The following is a 17,089-nucleotide window of genomic DNA, read 5'->3' as shown; positions in this document are numbered from 1 at the left end:
CGGCGCGTTGCGACGCATTCATTGGTTCGGCTCGTCCAGATCGCCGCGCGGATGCAGCAGCATCGCGTCGCCGTAGGAGAAGAACCGGTAACGCTCGCGGATCGCGTGCTCGTACGCGGCGAACATGCGCTGCTTGCCCGCGAATGCCGACACCAGCATCAGCAGCGTGCTTTCCGGCAGGTGGAAATTGGTGATCAGCGCGTCCACCGAACGGATGCGGTAACCCGGGAGGATGAACAGGCGCGTCTCGCCCGCGAACGGCTGCAGTTCCGCGTCGCCGGCTTCGTTGTTGCGCATCGCGCTTTCCAGCGCGCGCACGACCGTGGTGCCCACGGCGACCACGCGCCCGCCTGCCGCGCGCGTATGCCGGATCTGTTCGATCAGTTCGGCGCCGACGTTGAGCCATTCGCTGTGCATCACGTGCTGGGCGAGATCATCGACCCGCACCGGCTGGAATGTCCCCGCGCCCACGTGCAGGGTGACGTGCCCGAACTGCACCCCCTTCGCCCGCAACGCGTCGAGCAGCGCGTCGTCGAAATGCAGGCCGGCCGTCGGCGCGGCGACCGCACCGACTTCGCGCGCGAACACGGTCTGGTAGCGCTCGTCGTCATCCGTGCCCGGTTCGCGCTGGATGTAGGGCGGCAGCGGCAGCCGTCCGGCGTGGAGCAGCCACTGTTCCAGCGACTCGGGCACATGGAAGTGCACGAGGTAGAACTCGCCCTCGCGCCCCAGCACTTCCAGTTCGCCGCCCGCATCCAGGGCGATGCGTGCGCCCGGCTTGGGCGACTTGCTCACGCCCAGCTGCACGCGCGCGTCGGATCCGCCGAGCAGGCGTTCGATCAGGATCTCCACCCGGCCGCCGGTGGCCTTCTGCCCGAACAGGCGCGCCGGGATCACCCGGGTGTCGTTGAACACCAGCAGGTCGCCTGCGCGCAGCAGCGCGGGCAGGTCGCGGAAAACGCGGTCCTCGAACGGCGCGGTGCCCGGCGGCACCACCAGCAGGCGACTGGCCGAGCGTTCCGCGAGCGGGGCTTGGGCGATCAGTTCCTGCGGCAGGTCGTAATGGAAATCGGACTTCTTCAAAGGCAGGCGCGGCGCAAAAGAGTCGGCAATTGTAGGGCTTTCCGCCCGGCGCCCGGCTTGTCAGCGCTCGAACTTGGCCGACAGGATGATCGACGAGGTGGTCCGCTCGACCCCGTCGATGGCGCCGATCCGGTCGGTGAGCTCGTCCATCTCCGCGGCGGTCGGCACGACCCCCATCGCCACCAGGTCGAAGGGCCCGCTGACCGAATGCAGCGCCCGCACCTCGGGCATGCCATGCAGCGCCTCGACCACCGCCGCCATGCGCTTGGGCAGCACGGTGATCATGATGTGGGCGCGGATGTGGCCGCGTTCGGCCGCGTCGTTGACCCGGATCGTGTAGCCACCGATGACGCCTTCCCGCTCGAGGCGCTCGATCCGGCTCTGCACGGTGGTACGCGACAGCTTGAGGCGGCGCGCGATCTCCGCGGTCGAGGCGCGGGCGTTTTCGCGCAGTACGGTCAGCAATTGCTGGTCGGAGGCGGTGATCTTCACAAAAGCGCGGCCCGGTTCGTCGTATTGACGAAATATACGATTATTTCGTCCAAATCCGTACTACCGATCGACGAATTAATCCCGATAATAAGTCGGATGGCCCCTTTTCCGGAGACCCTCATGGCCCTGACCGCCAAACTCGCGCCCCTGCGCGCCCATGCCGGCAAGCGCCGCACCGTGGGCCTCGACGACGCCGTTCTCGCCCGGTTCGCCACCTCGCATCCGGATCTGGTGGAGGCAATCGACGCCGCGGCGGCCGAGTACGAACAGGTCAAGGGCGAGTTCGCCGACCTGCTCGACCTGGACGAGGACGCGCAGCTGCGCGCCGTGCAGGCCGGCTACGTCAACTTCTATCCCGACGACGGCGTGAACCCTTACATCGCCCTCGCCGCCCGCGGCCCGTGGGTGGTCACCCTCAAGGGCGCGGTGCTGCACGACTCCGGCGGCTACGGCATGCTCGGCTTCGGCCACACGCCCAAGGCGGTGATCGACGCGATGGCCAAGCCGCAGGCGATGGCCAACATCATGACCCCCTCGTTGTCGCAGCTGCGCTTCGAAAAGGCGATCCGCGCCGCCATCGGCCTCAACCGCGGCGCCTGCCCGTACGAGAAGTTCCTGTGCCTGAACTCCGGTTCGGAATCGGTCTCGCTGGCGTCGCGCATCGTCGATGCGAATGCCAAGACGATGACCGACCCGGGTGCGAAGCACGCCGGCCGCGCGATCAAGCGCCTGGTGGTGAAGGGCAGCTTCCACGGCCGCACCGAGCGTCCGGCGCTGTATTCGGACTCCTCGCGCAAGACCTACATCCAGCACCTGGCCAGCTTCCGCGGCGAAGACACCGTGCTGGCGGTCGAGCCGTACGACATCGATGCGCTGAAGAAGATCTTCAATGAGGCCGAGGCCAACGGCTGGTTCATCGAGGCGATGTTCCTCGAGCCGGTGATGGGCGAAGGCGATCCGGGCCGCGGCGTGCCCGTGGCGTTCTACAACGCCGCGCGCGAGCTGACCAAGGCGCACGGCTCGCTGCTGCTGGTCGACTCGATCCAGGCCGGCCTGCGCGCCAATGGCGTGCTGTCGATCATCGACTACCCCGGCTTCGAGAACGTCGAGGCGCCGGACATGGAGACCTACTCCAAGGCGCTCAACGCCGGCCAGTACCCGTTGTCGGTGCTCGCGGTCAGCAAGCGCGCCGGCGAGATCTACAAGAAGGGACTGTACGGCAACACCATGACCACCAACCCGCGCGCGCTCGATGTCGCAGTGGCGGTGCTCAAGCAGGTGACGCCGGAACTGCGCGAGAACATCCGCGCCAAGGGCAAGGAGGCGACCGACAAGCTGGAGAAGCTGAAGGCCGAGCTCGGCGGCATGATCACCAAGGTCCAGGGCACCGGCCTGCTGTTCTCGTGCGAGCTGTCGAACGAGTTCAAGTGCTACGGCGCCGGCTCGACCGAGGAATGGCTGCGCGAACACGGCATCGGCGTGATCCACGGCGGCGTCAACTCGTTGCGCTTCACCCCGACCTTCGGCATCACCAGCGAGGAAATCGACCTGGTCGTGGCCATGGTCGCGCGTGCGTTGAAGGAAGGCCCGCGAGCACAGCAAGCTGCCGCGGCTTGAGCGCCCACTCCCCCGTTGCGCTCCAGGAGGCCGGCTCTCGCCGGCCTTTCTGTTTTCCGGATCTCCGTTTCGTTCTTCCCGCCGTGCGGGGAGCGACGGCCGCGGGCGTGCAAGGGAGCGAGCGCGCGACCAGTTGCGCTACCCTCCCCGCCATGAAGATCGTCGAAGTCCGCCACCCGCTGGTGAAGCACAAGCTCGGCCTCATGCGCGCCGCCGGCATCAGCACCAAGGAATTCCGCGAGCTCGCCTCGGAAGTTGCCACCCTGCTGACGTACGAAGCGACGGCCGACCTGGAAACCGAGGAAGTCGTCATTGACGGCTGGGCCGGGCCAGTCGCCACCCAGCGCATCAAGGGCGCGAAGGTCACACTGGTGCCGATCCTGCGCGCCGGACTGGGCATGCTGCCGGGCGTGCTCGAACTGATTCCCGCGGCTAAGGTCGGCGTGGTCGGCCTGCAGCGCGACGAGCGCACGCTCAAGCCCACCGGCTATTACGAGAAGCTGACCGGCCGCATGGACGAACGCACGGCGCTCATCCTCGATCCGATGCTGGCTACCGGCGGCACCCTCGTCGCCACCGTGGACATGCTCAAGGCCGCGGGCTGCCGGCGCATCAAGGGCTTGTTCCTGGTCGCGGCGCCCGAAGGCCTGCGCGCGCTGGAAGCCCGGCATCCCGATGTCGAGGTCTACACCGCCGCGATCGACCAGCGCCTCAACGAGGTGGGCTACATCCTGCCGGGGCTGGGGGACGCGGGCGACAAGATCTTCGGCACCCGCCACGAGTAACCGCGGTCGTCAGCCTGCGCGGTGGTGCTTCCTGCGTCGCAGGGCCACGACCGCCGCCGCGATCACCACCAGTCCCACGGCGAAGAACTGCCACACGCGCTGCGCGTGCTGTGGCCGCGCCGCGGCGGGCACCGTCGCCGGCGTCGGACGGGCGAGTTCGGGATCGTCCACGAGGCGCCAGATGCCGTCGCGCAACGCAACCTTTCCGGCCAGCGGCGGCAACACCAGTTCGCGCCAGGTGACGCGCAGGTCGCCGATCCGGGGTTCGAGCGGATTTTCGGCGCTGCCCAGGCCCTCGCCTTCGGGCTGGAACGACGCCGCAAGATTGGCCGGCAGCCGCGAGAATCCCGGGCGCAGCACCCGCCATTCGCCCAGGCTGCGCAGCACCGCCGGATCCAGCGGCTTGCCGTCCAGCGTCGGCTTCTCCGCCCACCAGCGCCGGTTGTCCAGCAGCAGCTTCGGCGGGTTCGCGTGGGCCGGATCGAAGCCGCTGGAATCGATCAGGGCGCCATGCCACACCGGCTCGTAGCCGTGATCGCTCAAGCGCCACTGGTACATCTCGACGCGGCGGTCGAGGCCGAACTCGCGCGTGGCGACCTTGAAGTCGGGATCCACGAGCGCCGCGCCGGGATCGGGAAATCCCTCCGGTTCGGCCTGCGCGGCCACCGGGGCGGCGCAGGACAGCGAAACCAGGATCGCCAGCGCCGACGCGATGAAGGCGCGTGGCATGGCACCGGCACTCATGCGGCCAAGGCCCGCGCGTGCAACTCGGCGACTTCGTGCGCGGTCGCGAACCGGCCCTTCTCGTCGCGCACCACCTGCGCGAGCGCGCAGCCGGGATCGTGGGTGAAGAACAGATGCACGTTGCGCGCGAGCTTGTCTTCGAGGAACTGCTTTTTCTCGTCGATCAGCAACTCGGCGTTGCGGTCGTAGCCCATCGTGATCGGCACGTGCACCCAGGGACGACCCGGGATCAGGTCGGCACAGAACACCACGCCGCCATGGGCATCGCCGTTGACCATCTCCGGACCGACGATTTCCGAGAGCATCAGCCCGGGCGTATGCCCGTCGCTGTAGTGGAAGCGCACCGCGTTGCCGAGCGTCTTCGAATGTGCGCCATCGACCAGTTCCAGCCGCCCGGTTGCCTGAAGCAGGGCCGGCAGTTCGGCGATGAAGCTGGCGCGATCGCGCGCGTGGGGGTGCAGCGCGCGCTCGAAGTGCTCGCGCCCGACGACGTAGCTGGCATTGGGGAAGACCAGCCGCGGCGGCGCGCCCTCTTCCCATTTCGCCAGCACGCCACCGGCGTGGTCGAAGTGCAGGTGCGACAGCACCACGACGTCGATGTCTTCCGGCTTGAAGCCCGCGGCCGCCAGCGAATCCAGCAGCACGTGGCGTTCCTCGTTCACGCCGTAGCGCTCGCGCAGCTTGGGCTCGAAGAACGCGCCGATACCGGCTTCGAACAGCACGGTCTTGCCGGCCAGCGGCGTGGCGAGCAGCGCACGGCAGGCCAGGTCGATGCGGTTGTGCGCGTCCGGTGGCGACCACTTTTCCCACATCGCCCGCGGCGCGTTGCCGAACATGGCACCGCCGTCGAGCTTCTGGCTGTTGCCGGAGAGGGACCAGAGTTTCATCGCCGCGTATCCGCTATGGGCACGGGCCGATTATCGCCCCGATCGCCATGCAAGCGATACGGACGCGATGTTTCACCGGGTCAACGGCCGGGGCTTGGCAGCACTTCGGCGTTGCCCACCGGATTGCGCGGATCGCTGCCGCCTTCCAGCGCGCCGGTGCGCTTGTCCCACGACACCGTCTGCAAGTTGCCCCACGTCGGCTCGGCGGCGTTGACGGTGTGTCCCATCGCCTGCAGCGCGGCGACGGTCGCGGGATCGATCGCACCCTTCTCGGCGGAAATCGCATCGGGCAGCCACTGGTGGTGGAACCGCGGCAAGGCCGCGACCTGCTGCGCATTCAGGCCAGCGTCGTAGCCGAGGATCCCCAGCAGCACCTCGGTGATGATGCGGCTGCCGCCCGGCGCGCCGATCACCGCCAGCTTGTCCGGCGACTCGATGAAGCTCGGTGTCATCGAACTGAGCATGCGCTTGCCCGCTTGCGGCGCATTGGCGGCGAAACCCATCACCCCGAATGCATTGGGCGTGCCCGGACGCAGGGCGAAGTCATCCATCTCGTTGTTCAGCAGCACGCCGGTGCCCGGCGCGACCATGCCCGAGCCGTACAGCAGGTTCACGGTCTGCGTGGCCGAGACCCGATTGCCTTCCGCATCGAGGATGGAGAAGTGCGTGGTCTCCTCATCCTCGAGCGGCGCGGGTTGGCCGGACAGCAGCGCGCTCGGCGTGGCCTTGTCGGGATGGATGGTCGCGCGCAGGCCGGCGGCGTAATCCGGGCTCACCAGGCGGCGCAGCGGCACCTTCACGAAGTCGGGATCGCCCAGGTAGATGGTGCGGTCGCGGTAGGCGCGCCGCATTGCTTCGACGATCACGTGGTGGCGGTGCGCGTCATCGAGCTTGGACAGGTCCCAGCCTGCGAGTACCTGCAGGATCTCCGCCAGGGCGACGCCGCCGGACGACGGTGGCGGAGCGGTGGTCACGTCCCAGCCGCGGTAGCGGAAGCGCAGTGGCTTGCGCTCCTTTACCTGGTAACCGGCGAGTTCGCCGGCGCGCCAGCGCCCGCCCTCCTCCTTCACCGCGGCCAGCAGCTTCTTCGCGGTTTCGCCGCGATAGAAGCCGTCGAAGCCCTTGGCGGCGATCAGCTCGAGGGTGCGCGCGAGTTCGGGCTGCTTGAGCACCTCGCCCGTGGTCGGCGGCGTCCCGTCGGCGAGGAACACGGCGCGCGTGCCGCGATAGCGCTCCATCACTTCCCGGCGGCTGGCATAGCCCTTTTCCAGGCGCGGATAGATCTCGAAGCCTTCGCGCGCCAAGCGGATGGCGGGCGCGAGCGTGGTCTGCAGCGGCAACCGGCCGTATTTCTGCGCCAGGTGCACCAGCGCCGCGGGCAGGCCCGGGATCCCGGCGGACCACGGGCCGTTGGTGGCGCGATCGCGGTTGAGTTCGCCCTGCTCGTCCAGGAACGCGGCGGGCGTGGCGGACGCCGGCGCGGTCTCGCGCGCGTCGACGAAGATGTCCTTGCCGCTGGATGCATCGTGCAGCAGGAAGAAGCCGCCGCCACCGATGCCCGAACTGATCGGTTCGACCACCGACAAGGTCGCCGATACCGCGACCGCGGCGTCGAAGGCATTGCCGCCGGCGCGGATCATGTCCAGGCCTGCCTTAGTAGCGAGCGCGTGGCCGCTGGCGATGGCCGCGCCCGGCGCATGCGTGGCGGCTGGTGCGGACGCCACGGACCCGGCCTGTGCCGCGGACGCGACCGCCGGCACACACAGCAGGAACACGGAAAACAGCAGCGTGCGCAACGGCTGGGGCATTCTCGTCACGGGCGGGTCACTCCTCCGCTGGGCGGATTCGAGGGGATTGCGTCAGCGCGGCCGCATCAGCCCTGCGCCTGCAGGCGCGCGAGCTTGGCCAGCAGCTGCTCGTGGGATTCGGGAAAGGCGGGATCCGGGTCGATGCACTCGACCGGACAGACGACCACGCATTGCGGTTCGTCGAAATGGCCCACGCATTCGGTGCAGCGCGCGGGATCGATCACGTAGATGGTCTCACCCTGCGAGATCGCCTGGTTCGGGCACGCTGGCTCGCAGACATCGCAGTTGACGCAGAGTTCGTTGATCTTCAGCGCCATGGATGCGGCAACTCACTTCTCTGTCGGCGACTCGCGCCCGCCGCGGCGGGCGCGAGCCACGCTCGTTACTTCGCTTCGACGAACTTGTAGGTCGCGCCCGACGGCTCCACCGCCACCTTGACGCGATCGCTGTCGGCCGGTGCGCCGATGAAGAGCACCTTGACACCCTTCATCGTGCCCGCGGCGGCCTGGGCGAAGGCGGCGACGGCGAGGTCGGCACTCTTGGCCGAGTTCGGGCCACCGAACGCGAGCAGCGTGCCTTCCACGCCACCACGTGCCATGTCGCCTTCGGCCTTCTCCAGCTGGCGGTCGTACGCGCCCTGGAAGTCGGCGGACGACTCGTCCGGCAGGGTGTAGACGTAGGTGCTGGTCGCGTTGTCGAGGTTGCGGGTGACCACATCGGTCAGGTACGCGTTCCAGGCGTTCTCGTCGGTGGCGGTCGTCGGCATGGCGACGGCAGCCTTCACGGTTTCCTGCGCGGCTTCCTCCTTCTTGCACGCGCCCAGGAAGGGCAGTGCGAGGCAGGCGGCGAGCAGCAGTCGGGTCGAAATCTTCATCGGGCGTTCCCCCAGTCTTGGTAGTGCATGGTTGTTATGCGTGGATGGTGCGGATGGATCATGCAACGTGGTCGCGCTGCCATTGCGCCTGCAACGCGGAGGCGACCGCTGGCGGCACGAAGGCGGAAACATCGCCGCCGAGGCGGGCGATCTCGCGAACCAGCGATGAGGATATGAAGCCGTACTGCTCGGCCGGCGTCAGGAACAGCGTTTCGACGCCCGGGATCAGATGGCGGTTCATGCTCGCCAGCTGGAATTCGTATTCGAAGTCCGACACCGCGCGCAGGCCGCGCATGAGCACGCCAGCGCCCATCTCCTCGACGAAATGCGCGAGCAGGCCGGAGAAGCCGCGGACTTCCACGTTGCCGTGGTGGGCGACCGCGTCCCGCGCCAGTTGCACGCGCAGATCCAGCGGCAGCGCGGGCCCTTTGCCTGGGCTGGCCGCCACACCGATGATCATCCGCTCGAACAGCGGCGCGGCACGGTCGACGAGGTCGACGTGGCCGTTGGTGATCGGATCGAAGGTGCCGGGATAGACGGCGATGCGGTTGCGGGCGGTCATTCGCGGGTGGGTCGCTCTGGGTTGGTTCGCTCAATTGGCGATGCGGCGGCTGGCCCGGCCGGAGTGGGCGCCAGTGTATCAGCGCCCCCAGCGGGTCGCCGCCGGTACAGCGCGTAGCGGACCTCGCGGGTGTGCCCTTCGCGATGCAGCGCCCACTCCGGCGGCGGCGCCGCCTCGGCCGCGTGCGGCGACTCCACGTAAAGCCAGGCATCGCTGCGCAGCTTGGGGGTCAGGACCGGCAACACCCCGCCCCAGATGTTGGCGTCGAACGGCGGATCGACGAAGGCAATGTCGAAGCTGCCGTCGGCCTGCCCGTGCAGCCAGGCCATCGCATCCGCGTTGACCACGCTCGCCGCCTCGCCCCCTTGCAGGCGGGTGGCGATCGCGCGCAGGGCGCCGGCCAGCTTCGCGTCGCGCTCGACCAGCACGGCGGCGGCAGCGCCACGCGAAAGCGCCTCCAGTCCCAGCGCGCCGCTGCCGGCGAACAGGTCGAGCACGCGTGCGCCGGGCAGCACCAGCTGCAGCCAGTTGAACAGCGTTTCGCGCACGCGATCGCCGGTGGGACGCAGGCCGGGCGCCGCGGGCACGTCCAGGCGCGTGCCGCGCCAGCGGCCGCCGATGATGCGGACCTTGCCCGGAGCGGCCGGCGTGGAGCGGGAAGGCGGACGGTTCATCGGGCGGCACGAGGCAGGGGGGCTATCATGTGTGCATTCTCGCGCACTCACGCTTCCCCCTCGCGATGCTCAATTTCTTCCGCCGCAAGAAATCCGAGGCGCCACCGGCGCCCCACGATCCGCGTGCGCCGCAGGCAGGCCCCGCCCCCGACGGCGAACCCGTGCAGGCGGATCCCGGGCAGTCCGAGCCGGTGCCGGCGGAATTCATCGCCGCGGCCATGGAGGTCGAGCCCGCGGCGCCAGCCGCGGTGAAGTCGGTCGAAGCACCCGCCGCCGCGCCCGGCAAGAAGGGCTGGCGCGACCGCCTGCGTGGCAGCGCCTTCGCGCGCAGCCTGGGCGGCCTGTTCTCGCGCAACCCGCGCTTGGACGATGACCTGCTGGATGAGATCGAAACCGCACTGCTGATGGCCGACGTCGGCGTCACCGCGACCTCGCAACTGGTCGGCGACCTGCGCAAGCGGATGAAGGCGCGCGAGTTCGTCGACGCCAACGCCCTGCTCGCCGCATTGCGCGGCGACCTGGTCGCGCTGCTGCAGCCGGTCGCGCAGCCGCTGCAGATCCCGCGCGACGCCACGCCCTTCGTGCTGCTCACGGTCGGCGTCAACGGCGTCGGCAAGACCACCACCATCGGCAAGCTGGCCAAGCGCTTCAAGGACGAGGGCCGGCCGTTGATGCTCGCCGCCGGCGACACCTTCCGCGCCGCCGCGGTGGCGCAGTTGCAGGCCTGGGGCGAGCGCAATGGCGTTCCCGTGGTTGCGCAGGGCCAGAACGCCGACGCCGCCTCGGTCGCTTTCGATGCGCTGCAGGCCGCGAAGGCGCGCGGCACCGAAGTCCTGATCGCCGACACCGCCGGCCGCCTGCACACGCAGCAGGGGCTGATGGCCGAACTCGGCAAGATCAAGCGCGTGATCCAGAAGCTCGATCCGGCCGCGCCACACGAGGTGCTGATGGTGATCGACGGCACCACCGGCCAGAACGCGCTGTCGCAATTGCGCCAGTTCCATGCCGCGGTCGGCGTCACGGGCCTGGTCGTCACCAAGCTCGATGGCACGGCGAAGGGCGGCGTGGTGTTCGCGCTGGCGCGCGAGTTCGGCATCCCGATCCGCTTCGCCGGCATCGGCGAACGGCCTGAGGACCTCCGCGTGTTCGACGCCGAGGCATTCGTCGACGCCCTGCTGCCGGACGCCCTCGGCAACGGATGACGCGCGGCCGTCGCATCCTGCTCGTCCTCGCGCTGCTCGCGGTCGCGTTGCTCCTGGCGTCGTACTGGCTGTCGCGCCCGCGCAGCGTCGCGGCCATCGTCACCCGCCAGCTCGGCGCGGCGCTGGGCCTGGAGATCCAGGCGGCAGGCAACGCCGAGTACCGGCTGCGCGGGGCGCCGATGCTGGTGCTGCGCGAGGTCCGCGTGCGCGAACCGGGGGCGAAGGACGTGATGTTGAGCGCGCGGCGGATCCAGGTGGCGTTGCCGTGGTCGACGTTGCGCGCCGGTGGCAGTGCGCTGGTGGCGCGCCGGATCGAGCTCGACGCGCCGAGACTCCACCTGCCCGCCCTGCAGCACTGGCTGGCGGCACGGCCACCCTCCACGAAGCGCATGCCCACCCTCACCGACGGCCTGCGCATCCGCGACGGCGAGATCGTCAACGACGACTGGCGCATCGACCGCATCGACGCCGACATGCCGAGGCTCGATCCGGGCAGGCCGCTCGCAGCGCGCTTGCGTGGCCGCTACCTCGATGCGCCGCTGAGCATCCCCGTCGACCTTTCGGTGGCGATCGTGCGTCCACAGGCGCTGATCTCTGACGCCACGACCGGGTTCGCCACGCACGGCCGGATCACCATCGAGCATGGCAACGACTGGCGCATTCCCGCGACGGTCGCACTGTCAGGCCCACTGCATGTCGGTGGCGACGCGCTGCGCATCGTGCCGGCGCGGCTGGGCACCGCGGCGGCCTTCGAATCCGCGACCGCCCGCGTTCCCTTCGCGCTCGGGCTGTACGGCCCGCTGCGCTTCGATGAGGCGACATGGTCGCTGGCCCCGGTCGGCGTCGCCTTGCGCCGCCGCGGCAACGACAGCAACGACCCGGTTCCGCAACTCGACGGGCACGGCAAGTTGGCGCTGGGACGCAGGCTCACCCTGCAACTCGACGGCGCCCTTGCACGATGGCCCCAGGCCTGGCCCGCGCTGCCGCCGCCGCTCGGGCAGTCGCAGTCCCCCTTGCCCTTCCAGTTGCGCTACGACGGCACGCCGTCCCTGGCGGATGCCGCATCGCTGCAGATTCGACGCGATGCCTCGCGCTTCGATGGACGCTTCCGGCTACCGGACATGCTGGCGTGGATCGAGCGCGAGAACGGAACACCGTTGCCACCGCTCTCCGGTTCACTGAGGACACCGCGGCTCGAGATCGCCGGAGCGACACTCGAAGGCGTCGAAGTCGAGTTCGACGACGACGCGTCCACGACCGGAAACGCGCCATGACTCCGCGCAAACCTTCGATGACCGGCGCGAACGCGACGCCGGCCCGCGAACCGGACGACTTCGCGGCCCGCCTGCTGCACTGGTTCGACGGCAACGGCCGCCACGATCTTCCCTGGCAACACCCGCGCACCCCGTACCGGGTGTGGTTGTCGGAGATCATGTTGCAGCAGACCCATGTAAAGACGGTCATCCCCTACTTCGAACGCTTCGTCGCCGCGCTGCCGACGCTTCCATCGCTCGCCGCCGCGCCGCGCGACGACGTCATGGCGCTGTGGTCCGGGCTCGGTTACTACGCGCGCGCCCGCAACCTGCAGGCAGCGGCGCAGCGGTGCATGGAACAGCACGGCGGCGAGCTGCCGCGCGACATCGATGCGCTTACCGCCCTGCCCGGCATCGGCCGCAGCACCGCCGCCGCGATCCTCTCGCAGGCCTGGGGCGATCGCCACGCGATCCTCGACGGCAACGTCAAGCGCGTGCTGACGCGCTACCACGGCATCGCCGGCTATCCCGGCCTGCCCTCGGTCGAGAAGAATCTCTGGACGCTCGCGAACTCGCACCTGCCGCACGCACGCATGGCCGACTACACCCAAGCGCAGATGGACCTGGGGGCCACCCTGTGCACGCGCGCGGACCCCGCCTGCATCCTGTGCCCGGTGCAGGACAGCTGCATTGCCCTCCGCGAAGGCCAGGTGGCGGACCTGCCAACGCCCAAGCCCGGCAAGGCCGTACCGCAGAGGCACGCCTGCGTGCTGTGGCTGGAAAACACTGGCGGCGACGTCCTTATGCTGCGGCGCCCGCCGGCAGGCATCTGGGCATCGCTGTGGACGCTGCCGCAGGCGGACGATGTGGACGGGTCGCGGGAATGGTTTGAACGTGAAGCCACCGGCGATTTCGGCCAGGCCGAATCCCTGCCGGCCATCGACCATGCATTCAGTCATTACAAGCTGCGCCTGCAGCCCCTGCGCCTGCGCGATGTCGCCCTGCGCGAGCGCGTCGGCGACAATGACGACCTGCGCTGGGTGGCACGCGGCGAGTTCGCCGCACTCGGCATCCCCGCGCCGATCCGCAAGCTTCTGGAAGCCTGACCCATGCCACGCACCATCCATTGCGACTACGAGCAGCGCGACGCCGAGGGGCTCGATTTCGTGCCGTGGCCCGGCGCCCTGGGCAAGCGCGTATTCGCCCACATCGGCAAGCCGGCGTGGGCGAAATGGCTGGCGCACCAGACGATGCTGATCAACGAGAACCGGCTTTCGCCAATGAACCCGCAGCACCGCGCGTTCCTCGAAGGCGAGATGCAGAAATTCCTCTTCGGCGGCACCGCGGAAAAGCCCGCGGGTTACGTGCCGCCCGAGGAATGAGGCCGCCTCAGCCGGCCGCTTCCTGGCGCTGGCGCCGCATGTCCTGTTCCGCGGACTTGATCGCTTTCACGTCGAGCGGGCGGATCTGGCGGATCTGGCACGGAATCGGCGGGGCCCCGCCCGGGTTGGCCCGCGGGATCACCTTGTCGAAGCGCGAATAGACCGTGCCCATCTGGCTGGTGAGGCCGATCGCCTGGGCGAATTCGAGATCCGGGCACGGACCATTGGTTTCGAGCAGGTAGGCCTCGTTCGGACGCGTCCAGATCGCGAGCGCCGCGTCGCCCAGCGGGGTCCAGCCATCGATGCGGTTGAGGTAGCGGAAGCTGGCGACCGGGGCCATCGCATGCCCGCGATACAGCGCGAGCTTGTCGGTGTCGGTCATCCCGTCGGTAGCGCACGCCGAGAACGCGAGCACCAGCACGCCGAGCCCGACCTGCAGGGGTTTCGGAAGCGGAATCATGGCGGTCTCCCTGCCCGTGGGCATTGTGTTTACGCCATGATGCGCCCGCGAATACCGCGCGGAATGCCCGGTCCGTTTCGCATTCAGCGCCGATCCTGCTTGCCAGCCGCGCGGCCGAACCGTATGATTCGCGCTCTTTCACGGCCGTAGCGCGGCTGTTGATCCGGCCGGGTAGCTCAGTTGGTAGAGCAGGGGATTGAAAATCCCCGTGTCGGGGGTTCGATTCCCTCCCCGGCCACCATTTATCTCAAGGGCTTGCAGCGATGCAGGCCCTTTTGTTTTGTCGGGCGTTGCCGCGGCTGCCCGTTGCGGCGAGTCGTCATGCCTGCGCGCGCGGACGCATCGAACGCCAACGTTCTGGCACCTGCGCGTGCGCGCGCGGCCGCGGGCCATGCATGAAAAAGCCCGCATCCCTGCGGGCTCTTCCATCGGCTTGGGCGCGTCCGTGCGCCCGAATCGATTCCTGTCAGTCCTCTGCCGCCTGGTACGCCGCCTGGAAGCGACCGGCCGCCACCGCATAGCCCGCGCGGGTCACGGTCCGCGACGGATCGAAGTAGGCATGCAGCGTGGGCTGCAGGTCGAACGGCCCCTGCGTCAGCGCGAAGCGTGCATTGATCAGGCCCTGGTCCAGTGCCAGTTGCGCGTAACCGCGCAGGCTGGCGGGAATCGAAGCCGCGTCGTCGATCGCGATGCGCTTGCCGTCGTAGAACACGGTGAGGTCGCCGCTGAACGCGCGTGCCTGCTCCTGCAGGCCCATCGACTGCACCAGCGAGTAGGCCAGGCTGACCCGGGTGACATAGTCGTTCGGACGGAACTGTCCGTTGACCAGGCCCATCACGCCGTCATGCGCATTGCTCAGGTCGCGCAGCGGTGCGCCCTTGGCAATGGCGGCTTCCACGTAGGCGTAGGCGGAGGACGTAAGCGGCACGTCGCTGGCGCTGCGCTGGCCGTTGAACGGCAGGTGCTGGCGGACGCTGGCACCCATGGTCAGGTATTGCGCCATTTCCGAACGCTTGAGGATCTGGTCGGGACGGAAGCTGCCGTCGGCGTAACCATCCATGAGCCGGTTGGCGATCGCGAACTCGATCGCCTGGCGCGCGCCATGGCCCGCGATGTCGTTGAGCCCGGTGTAGCCGCCGCTCTTGAGGAAGCTGATCTCACCGCTGACCGTGCCCGGCAGGCCGTAACCGTTGGTGACCTTGAGCGGGTCCAGGGCGGTGCCCGAGACCGAGCCGATGCCACGCACCGTGACCGTCCAGGTGCCGGCCTTGCCCGGCGCGCCGGTGCTGATCGTTTCGTTGAGCACCGGCTCGGAGATCGACGAGCCGTACTTGTTGCCGTCCGGATCGGTCAGGACGATGGCGATGGTGTTGTCACCCACCTCGGCGCGCGCGGCCACCCAGGCGATGTCCGGTCCGACCGTGAAGCTCTGCGACTCCACCGTGCCGACCGGCGCGAAGTCGATCGAGAACGGCACGTTCGGTACGCCGCCGGTCAGCACGGCGTTGCTGTTGAAGGTGCGCAGCGTGTTGACGGTGGCACCGTAGTCGCTGCGCAGGCCGGTCGCCGCGGCGAGGGCCTCATACGCGTTGACGTGGCCGCTGCCCGCTTCCCAGGCGAGGCGGCCGGTCATGTTGGACGCGGTGCGGATCAGGATGTCCTTGATCTGCGCCGGGGTGAGGTTCGGATTGGCCTCGAGCAGCAGCGCGATGATGCCGGCCACGTGCGGCGTCGCCATCGAGGTGCCGCTCATGTGCGTGTAGAACGGCAGGTACTGCGGGTCGAGGGTTTCCGCGTCGTGCTGCGCTTCCAGCGGCGGCAGCGCGCCGGCGAGGTCGCGGGTCGAGACGATGTCGACGCCCGGCGCGACGATCGTGGGCTGGTTGTAGTAGGTCCAGGTCTTGCCGTCGGCGGTGGTGAAGCTGCCGCTCTCGCCGCGCTTGCCGCGCGAGGAGAAGCTGGTGAGCACGCCATCCTTCTCGCCGGCGCCGACCGAGATCACCCACGGCGCCTGCGCGTACGGGTTGTGGGTGTCTTCGCCGGGGCCATCGTTGCCCGCGGCGAACACGCTGACGATGCCGCGCTTGTACAGCTCGTAGCTGGCGATGTTGACCGGATTCTCGGGATCGAACTTGCCCGACGAACCCCACGAATTGGAAACCACGCGGATCGGCGTGCTGTAGTCGAACTGGTGCGTGGCCGCGTAGTCGAGCCCGCCGACCGCGTCGAGCACGAACAGCACCGCGCCGGAGCCGTAACCGACCAGGTCGGCGCCGGGCGCCGCGCCGCGGTACAGGCCGTTGCTGCGTGCACCGTTGCCGCCCACGATGCCGGCGCAGTGCGTGCCGTGGCCCGATCCGAGGTCCGTGTTGGGCACGTTGTTGAGGTGCGTGATCGGCACGATGCCGGGCGACAGCTCGGCGGCGACTTCCGCCAGCACGTTCTGCGGCGCCAGCACGTTGTCGACCACGTGCGTGCCAAGCTTGACGTCGTCGTGGGTGGCATCGATGCCCGAGTCGTTGACCATCACGGTCACGCCACGCCCGCTGAAGGGCACCGCGCGGCCGTAGTCGCCCGGGTTGGCCTGTGCGCGTGCGGTGCTGGTGATCTCGCGCGCTTCCTTGTTGAAGTAGCGCAGCGGCGCGTTCCAGTACACCGAGGCGACGTCGCTGCGCTTGGCCAGGGCGCGGATCTCGGCCGGCGTGGCGACGATCCCGGCGATCGGCAGCGTGTGCATGGTGATGCCCTTGGTGATGCCGAGCGACTGCAGCGCGGCGATCTGGCCCGGCGTGACCGGGGCGGACTGCTTGTAGCTCACGACGACCTGGAGTTCGTCGGTCGAGGCGGCGCTGTCCATGCGCGAGAGCAGTTGCGGATCCAGGTGGGCATCGGCAAGAGCGACGCCGCTGGCCAGCAGGCCGATGGCGAGTGCGCTCAACTTGATGGGGGCATGGAACAACATGGCGGACGATCTCCAAGGTGGCTGCTCACGGGATGGAGCACGCCATCGCAGTGTTCGCCGGCTTGCCGCCCCGCTCCCATCCGGAAGAGCCTCCATGCCGGCCGGGGAAAATCCCCCAGCCAGGTCCAGTCCTACACACCGGCTTCATCCGCCTGAATCACGCGTCAACCTGGGGGTAAACACCTACAGACGCCGGGCGGTCGGGCCACGTACGCTCCGGGTGCGCGGCTGTGGCTTCTGGGATGGCTTGGGACTGCGCAACAGGCGCGCCGCCAGTGCCCCGCGGCGCGCGATCCGGAAACGA

17 protein-coding genes and 1 tRNA gene are annotated in these 17,089 nt (G+C 69.0%); 7 read left to right on the top strand and 11 right to left on the bottom strand.

The window, feature by feature from the left end; translation table 11 throughout:
- Positions 1 to 18: 18 nt before the first annotated feature.
- Together queA and BP05_RS15070 are read right to left on the bottom strand one after the other, a co-directional pair.
- Entirely contained in the window at positions 19 to 1,083 is a 1,065-nt protein-coding gene (queA, locus tag BP05_RS15075; RefSeq protein ID WP_496364913.1) for a tRNA preQ1(34) S-adenosylmethionine ribosyltransferase-isomerase QueA, read from the bottom strand.
- A 60-nt stretch (positions 1,084 to 1,143) separates the two neighbouring features.
- Positions 1,144 to 1,575 (bottom strand): Lrp/AsnC family transcriptional regulator, encoded by a 432-nt coding sequence (locus BP05_RS15070; protein WP_496364911.1) that lies wholly within the window; start codon positions 1,573 to 1,575, stop codon positions 1,144 to 1,146.
- A 120-nt stretch (positions 1,576 to 1,695) separates the two neighbouring features.
- On the opposite strand from BP05_RS15070, the gene BP05_RS15065 reads away from it, so the two are divergent.
- Together BP05_RS15065 and upp are read left to right on the top strand one after the other, a co-directional pair.
- Positions 1,696 to 3,192, top strand: coding sequence for an aminotransferase class III-fold pyridoxal phosphate-dependent enzyme (locus BP05_RS15065; RefSeq protein WP_496364909.1), 1,497 nt, complete (start codon positions 1,696 to 1,698; stop codon positions 3,190 to 3,192).
- 152 nt (positions 3,193 to 3,344) lie between these two features.
- Positions 3,345 to 3,977: a uracil phosphoribosyltransferase gene (gene upp / locus BP05_RS15060; RefSeq protein ID WP_496364908.1), complete on the top strand. Its 633-nt coding sequence runs from the start codon at positions 3,345 to 3,347 to the stop codon at positions 3,975 to 3,977.
- Positions 3,978 to 3,986: 9 nt separating this feature from the next.
- Here upp and BP05_RS15055 read toward each other — a convergent pair whose 3' ends face one another.
- The 7 genes from BP05_RS15055 to rsmD form a co-directional block, all read right to left on the bottom strand.
- On the bottom strand, positions 3,987 to 4,721 hold the full coding sequence (locus tag BP05_RS15055; protein ID WP_496364906.1) for a TMEM43 family protein: 735 nt from the start codon (positions 4,719 to 4,721) through the stop codon (positions 3,987 to 3,989).
- The gene (locus BP05_RS15050) at positions 4,718 to 5,608 is read right to left on the bottom strand and encodes an MBL fold metallo-hydrolase (RefSeq protein ID WP_496364904.1); all 891 of its coding nucleotides are present in this window, start codon (positions 5,606 to 5,608) and stop codon (positions 4,718 to 4,720) included. Before BP05_RS15050 ends, BP05_RS15055 begins: the two co-directional genes overlap by 4 nt.
- Before the next feature lie 80 nt (positions 5,609 to 5,688).
- The gene (gene ggt, locus BP05_RS15045; RefSeq protein ID WP_496364991.1) at positions 5,689 to 7,416 is read right to left on the bottom strand and encodes a gamma-glutamyltransferase; all 1,728 of its coding nucleotides are present in this window, start codon (positions 7,414 to 7,416) and stop codon (positions 5,689 to 5,691) included.
- A 65-nt stretch (positions 7,417 to 7,481) separates the two neighbouring features.
- A complete protein-coding gene (locus BP05_RS15040) occupies positions 7,482 to 7,733 on the bottom strand; it encodes a YfhL family 4Fe-4S dicluster ferredoxin (RefSeq protein WP_496364902.1) in 252 nt (83 codons plus the stop codon).
- A gap of 65 nt (positions 7,734 to 7,798) precedes the next feature.
- Positions 7,799 to 8,290 (bottom strand): hypothetical protein, encoded by a 492-nt coding sequence (locus tag BP05_RS15035; RefSeq protein ID WP_496364900.1) that lies wholly within the window; start codon positions 8,288 to 8,290, stop codon positions 7,799 to 7,801.
- 58 nt (positions 8,291 to 8,348) lie between these two features.
- The gene (gene coaD, locus BP05_RS15030; RefSeq protein WP_496364898.1) at positions 8,349 to 8,852 is read right to left on the bottom strand and encodes a pantetheine-phosphate adenylyltransferase; all 504 of its coding nucleotides are present in this window, start codon (positions 8,850 to 8,852) and stop codon (positions 8,349 to 8,351) included.
- Positions 8,849 to 9,526, bottom strand: coding sequence for a 16S rRNA (guanine(966)-N(2))-methyltransferase RsmD (gene rsmD, locus BP05_RS15025; RefSeq protein WP_496364896.1), 678 nt, complete (start codon positions 9,524 to 9,526; stop codon positions 8,849 to 8,851). The genes coaD and rsmD overlap by 4 nt, the downstream gene beginning before the upstream one ends.
- Before the next feature lie 65 nt (positions 9,527 to 9,591).
- On the opposite strand from rsmD, the gene ftsY reads away from it, so the two are divergent.
- From ftsY to BP05_RS15005, 4 genes are read left to right on the top strand one after another with little or no spacing between them, the layout of a single operon-like run.
- The gene (gene ftsY, locus BP05_RS15020) at positions 9,592 to 10,728 is read left to right on the top strand and encodes a signal recognition particle-docking protein FtsY (RefSeq protein WP_496364894.1); all 1,137 of its coding nucleotides are present in this window, start codon (positions 9,592 to 9,594) and stop codon (positions 10,726 to 10,728) included.
- The gene (locus BP05_RS15015) at positions 10,725 to 12,002 is read left to right on the top strand and encodes an AsmA family protein (RefSeq protein WP_496364892.1); all 1,278 of its coding nucleotides are present in this window, start codon (positions 10,725 to 10,727) and stop codon (positions 12,000 to 12,002) included. The genes ftsY and BP05_RS15015 overlap by 4 nt, the downstream gene beginning before the upstream one ends.
- 17 nt (positions 12,003 to 12,019) lie before the next feature.
- The gene (mutY, locus tag BP05_RS15010) at positions 12,020 to 13,087 is read left to right on the top strand and encodes an A/G-specific adenine glycosylase (protein ID WP_496364989.1); all 1,068 of its coding nucleotides are present in this window, start codon (positions 12,020 to 12,022) and stop codon (positions 13,085 to 13,087) included.
- A 3-nt stretch (positions 13,088 to 13,090) separates the two neighbouring features.
- Complete coding sequence (locus BP05_RS15005) at positions 13,091 to 13,363, top strand: oxidative damage protection protein (RefSeq protein ID WP_496364890.1); 273 nt, start codon at positions 13,091 to 13,093, stop codon at positions 13,361 to 13,363.
- A 7-nt stretch (positions 13,364 to 13,370) separates the two neighbouring features.
- Here the strand turns inward: BP05_RS15005 and BP05_RS15000 are convergent, their stop codons facing one another.
- Entirely contained in the window at positions 13,371 to 13,823 is a 453-nt protein-coding gene (locus BP05_RS15000) for a DUF6491 family protein (protein WP_496364888.1), read from the bottom strand.
- Between the two features lie 165 nt (positions 13,824 to 13,988).
- Here BP05_RS15000 and BP05_RS14995 point away from each other — a divergent pair.
- A tRNA-Phe gene (locus tag BP05_RS14995) sits at positions 13,989 to 14,064 on the top strand.
- A gap of 225 nt (positions 14,065 to 14,289) precedes the next feature.
- On the opposite strand, the gene BP05_RS14990 is transcribed toward BP05_RS14995, so the two are convergent.
- On the bottom strand, positions 14,290 to 16,785 hold the full coding sequence (locus BP05_RS14990) for a S8 family serine peptidase (protein WP_496364886.1): 2,496 nt from the start codon (positions 16,783 to 16,785) through the stop codon (positions 14,290 to 14,292).
- Positions 16,786 to 17,089 lie beyond the last annotated feature (304 nt).

The sequence above is a fragment of the Lysobacter oryzae DSM 21044 genome, from assembly GCF_059568595.1.
This window is presented reverse-complemented; position numbering and strand designations above follow the sequence as displayed.

Coding starts and splice junctions, on each gene's coding strand:
- BP05_RS15065 (WP_496364909.1), top strand. CDS start 1,696: ATGGCCCTGACCGCCAAACTCGCGCCCCTGCGCGCCCATGCCGGCAAG.
- upp (WP_496364908.1), top strand. CDS start 3,345: ATGAAGATCGTCGAAGTCCGCCACCCGCTGGTGAAGCACAAGCTCGGC.
- BP05_RS15055 (WP_496364906.1), bottom strand. CDS start 4,721: ATGAGTGCCGGTGCCATGCCACGCGCCTTCATCGCGTCGGCGCTGGCG.
- BP05_RS15050 (WP_496364904.1), bottom strand. CDS start 5,608: ATGAAACTCTGGTCCCTCTCCGGCAACAGCCAGAAGCTCGACGGCGGT.
- ggt (WP_496364991.1), bottom strand. CDS start 7,416: ATGCCCCAGCCGTTGCGCACGCTGCTGTTTTCCGTGTTCCTGCTGTGT.
- BP05_RS15040 (WP_496364902.1), bottom strand. CDS start 7,733: ATGGCGCTGAAGATCAACGAACTCTGCGTCAACTGCGATGTCTGCGAG.
- BP05_RS15035 (WP_496364900.1), bottom strand. CDS start 8,290: ATGAAGATTTCGACCCGACTGCTGCTCGCCGCCTGCCTCGCACTGCCC.
- coaD (WP_496364898.1), bottom strand. CDS start 8,852: ATGACCGCCCGCAACCGCATCGCCGTCTATCCCGGCACCTTCGATCCG.
- rsmD (WP_496364896.1), bottom strand. CDS start 9,526: ATGAACCGTCCGCCTTCCCGCTCCACGCCGGCCGCTCCGGGCAAGGTC.
- ftsY (WP_496364894.1), top strand. CDS start 9,592: ATGCTCAATTTCTTCCGCCGCAAGAAATCCGAGGCGCCACCGGCGCCC.
- BP05_RS15015 (WP_496364892.1), top strand. CDS start 10,725: ATGACGCGCGGCCGTCGCATCCTGCTCGTCCTCGCGCTGCTCGCGGTC.
- mutY (WP_496364989.1), top strand. CDS start 12,020: ATGACCGGCGCGAACGCGACGCCGGCCCGCGAACCGGACGACTTCGCG.
- BP05_RS15005 (WP_496364890.1), top strand. CDS start 13,091: ATGCCACGCACCATCCATTGCGACTACGAGCAGCGCGACGCCGAGGGG.
- BP05_RS15000 (WP_496364888.1), bottom strand. CDS start 13,823: ATGATTCCGCTTCCGAAACCCCTGCAGGTCGGGCTCGGCGTGCTGGTG.
- BP05_RS14990 (WP_496364886.1), bottom strand. CDS start 16,785: ATGTTGTTCCATGCCCCCATCAAGTTGAGCGCACTCGCCATCGGCCTG.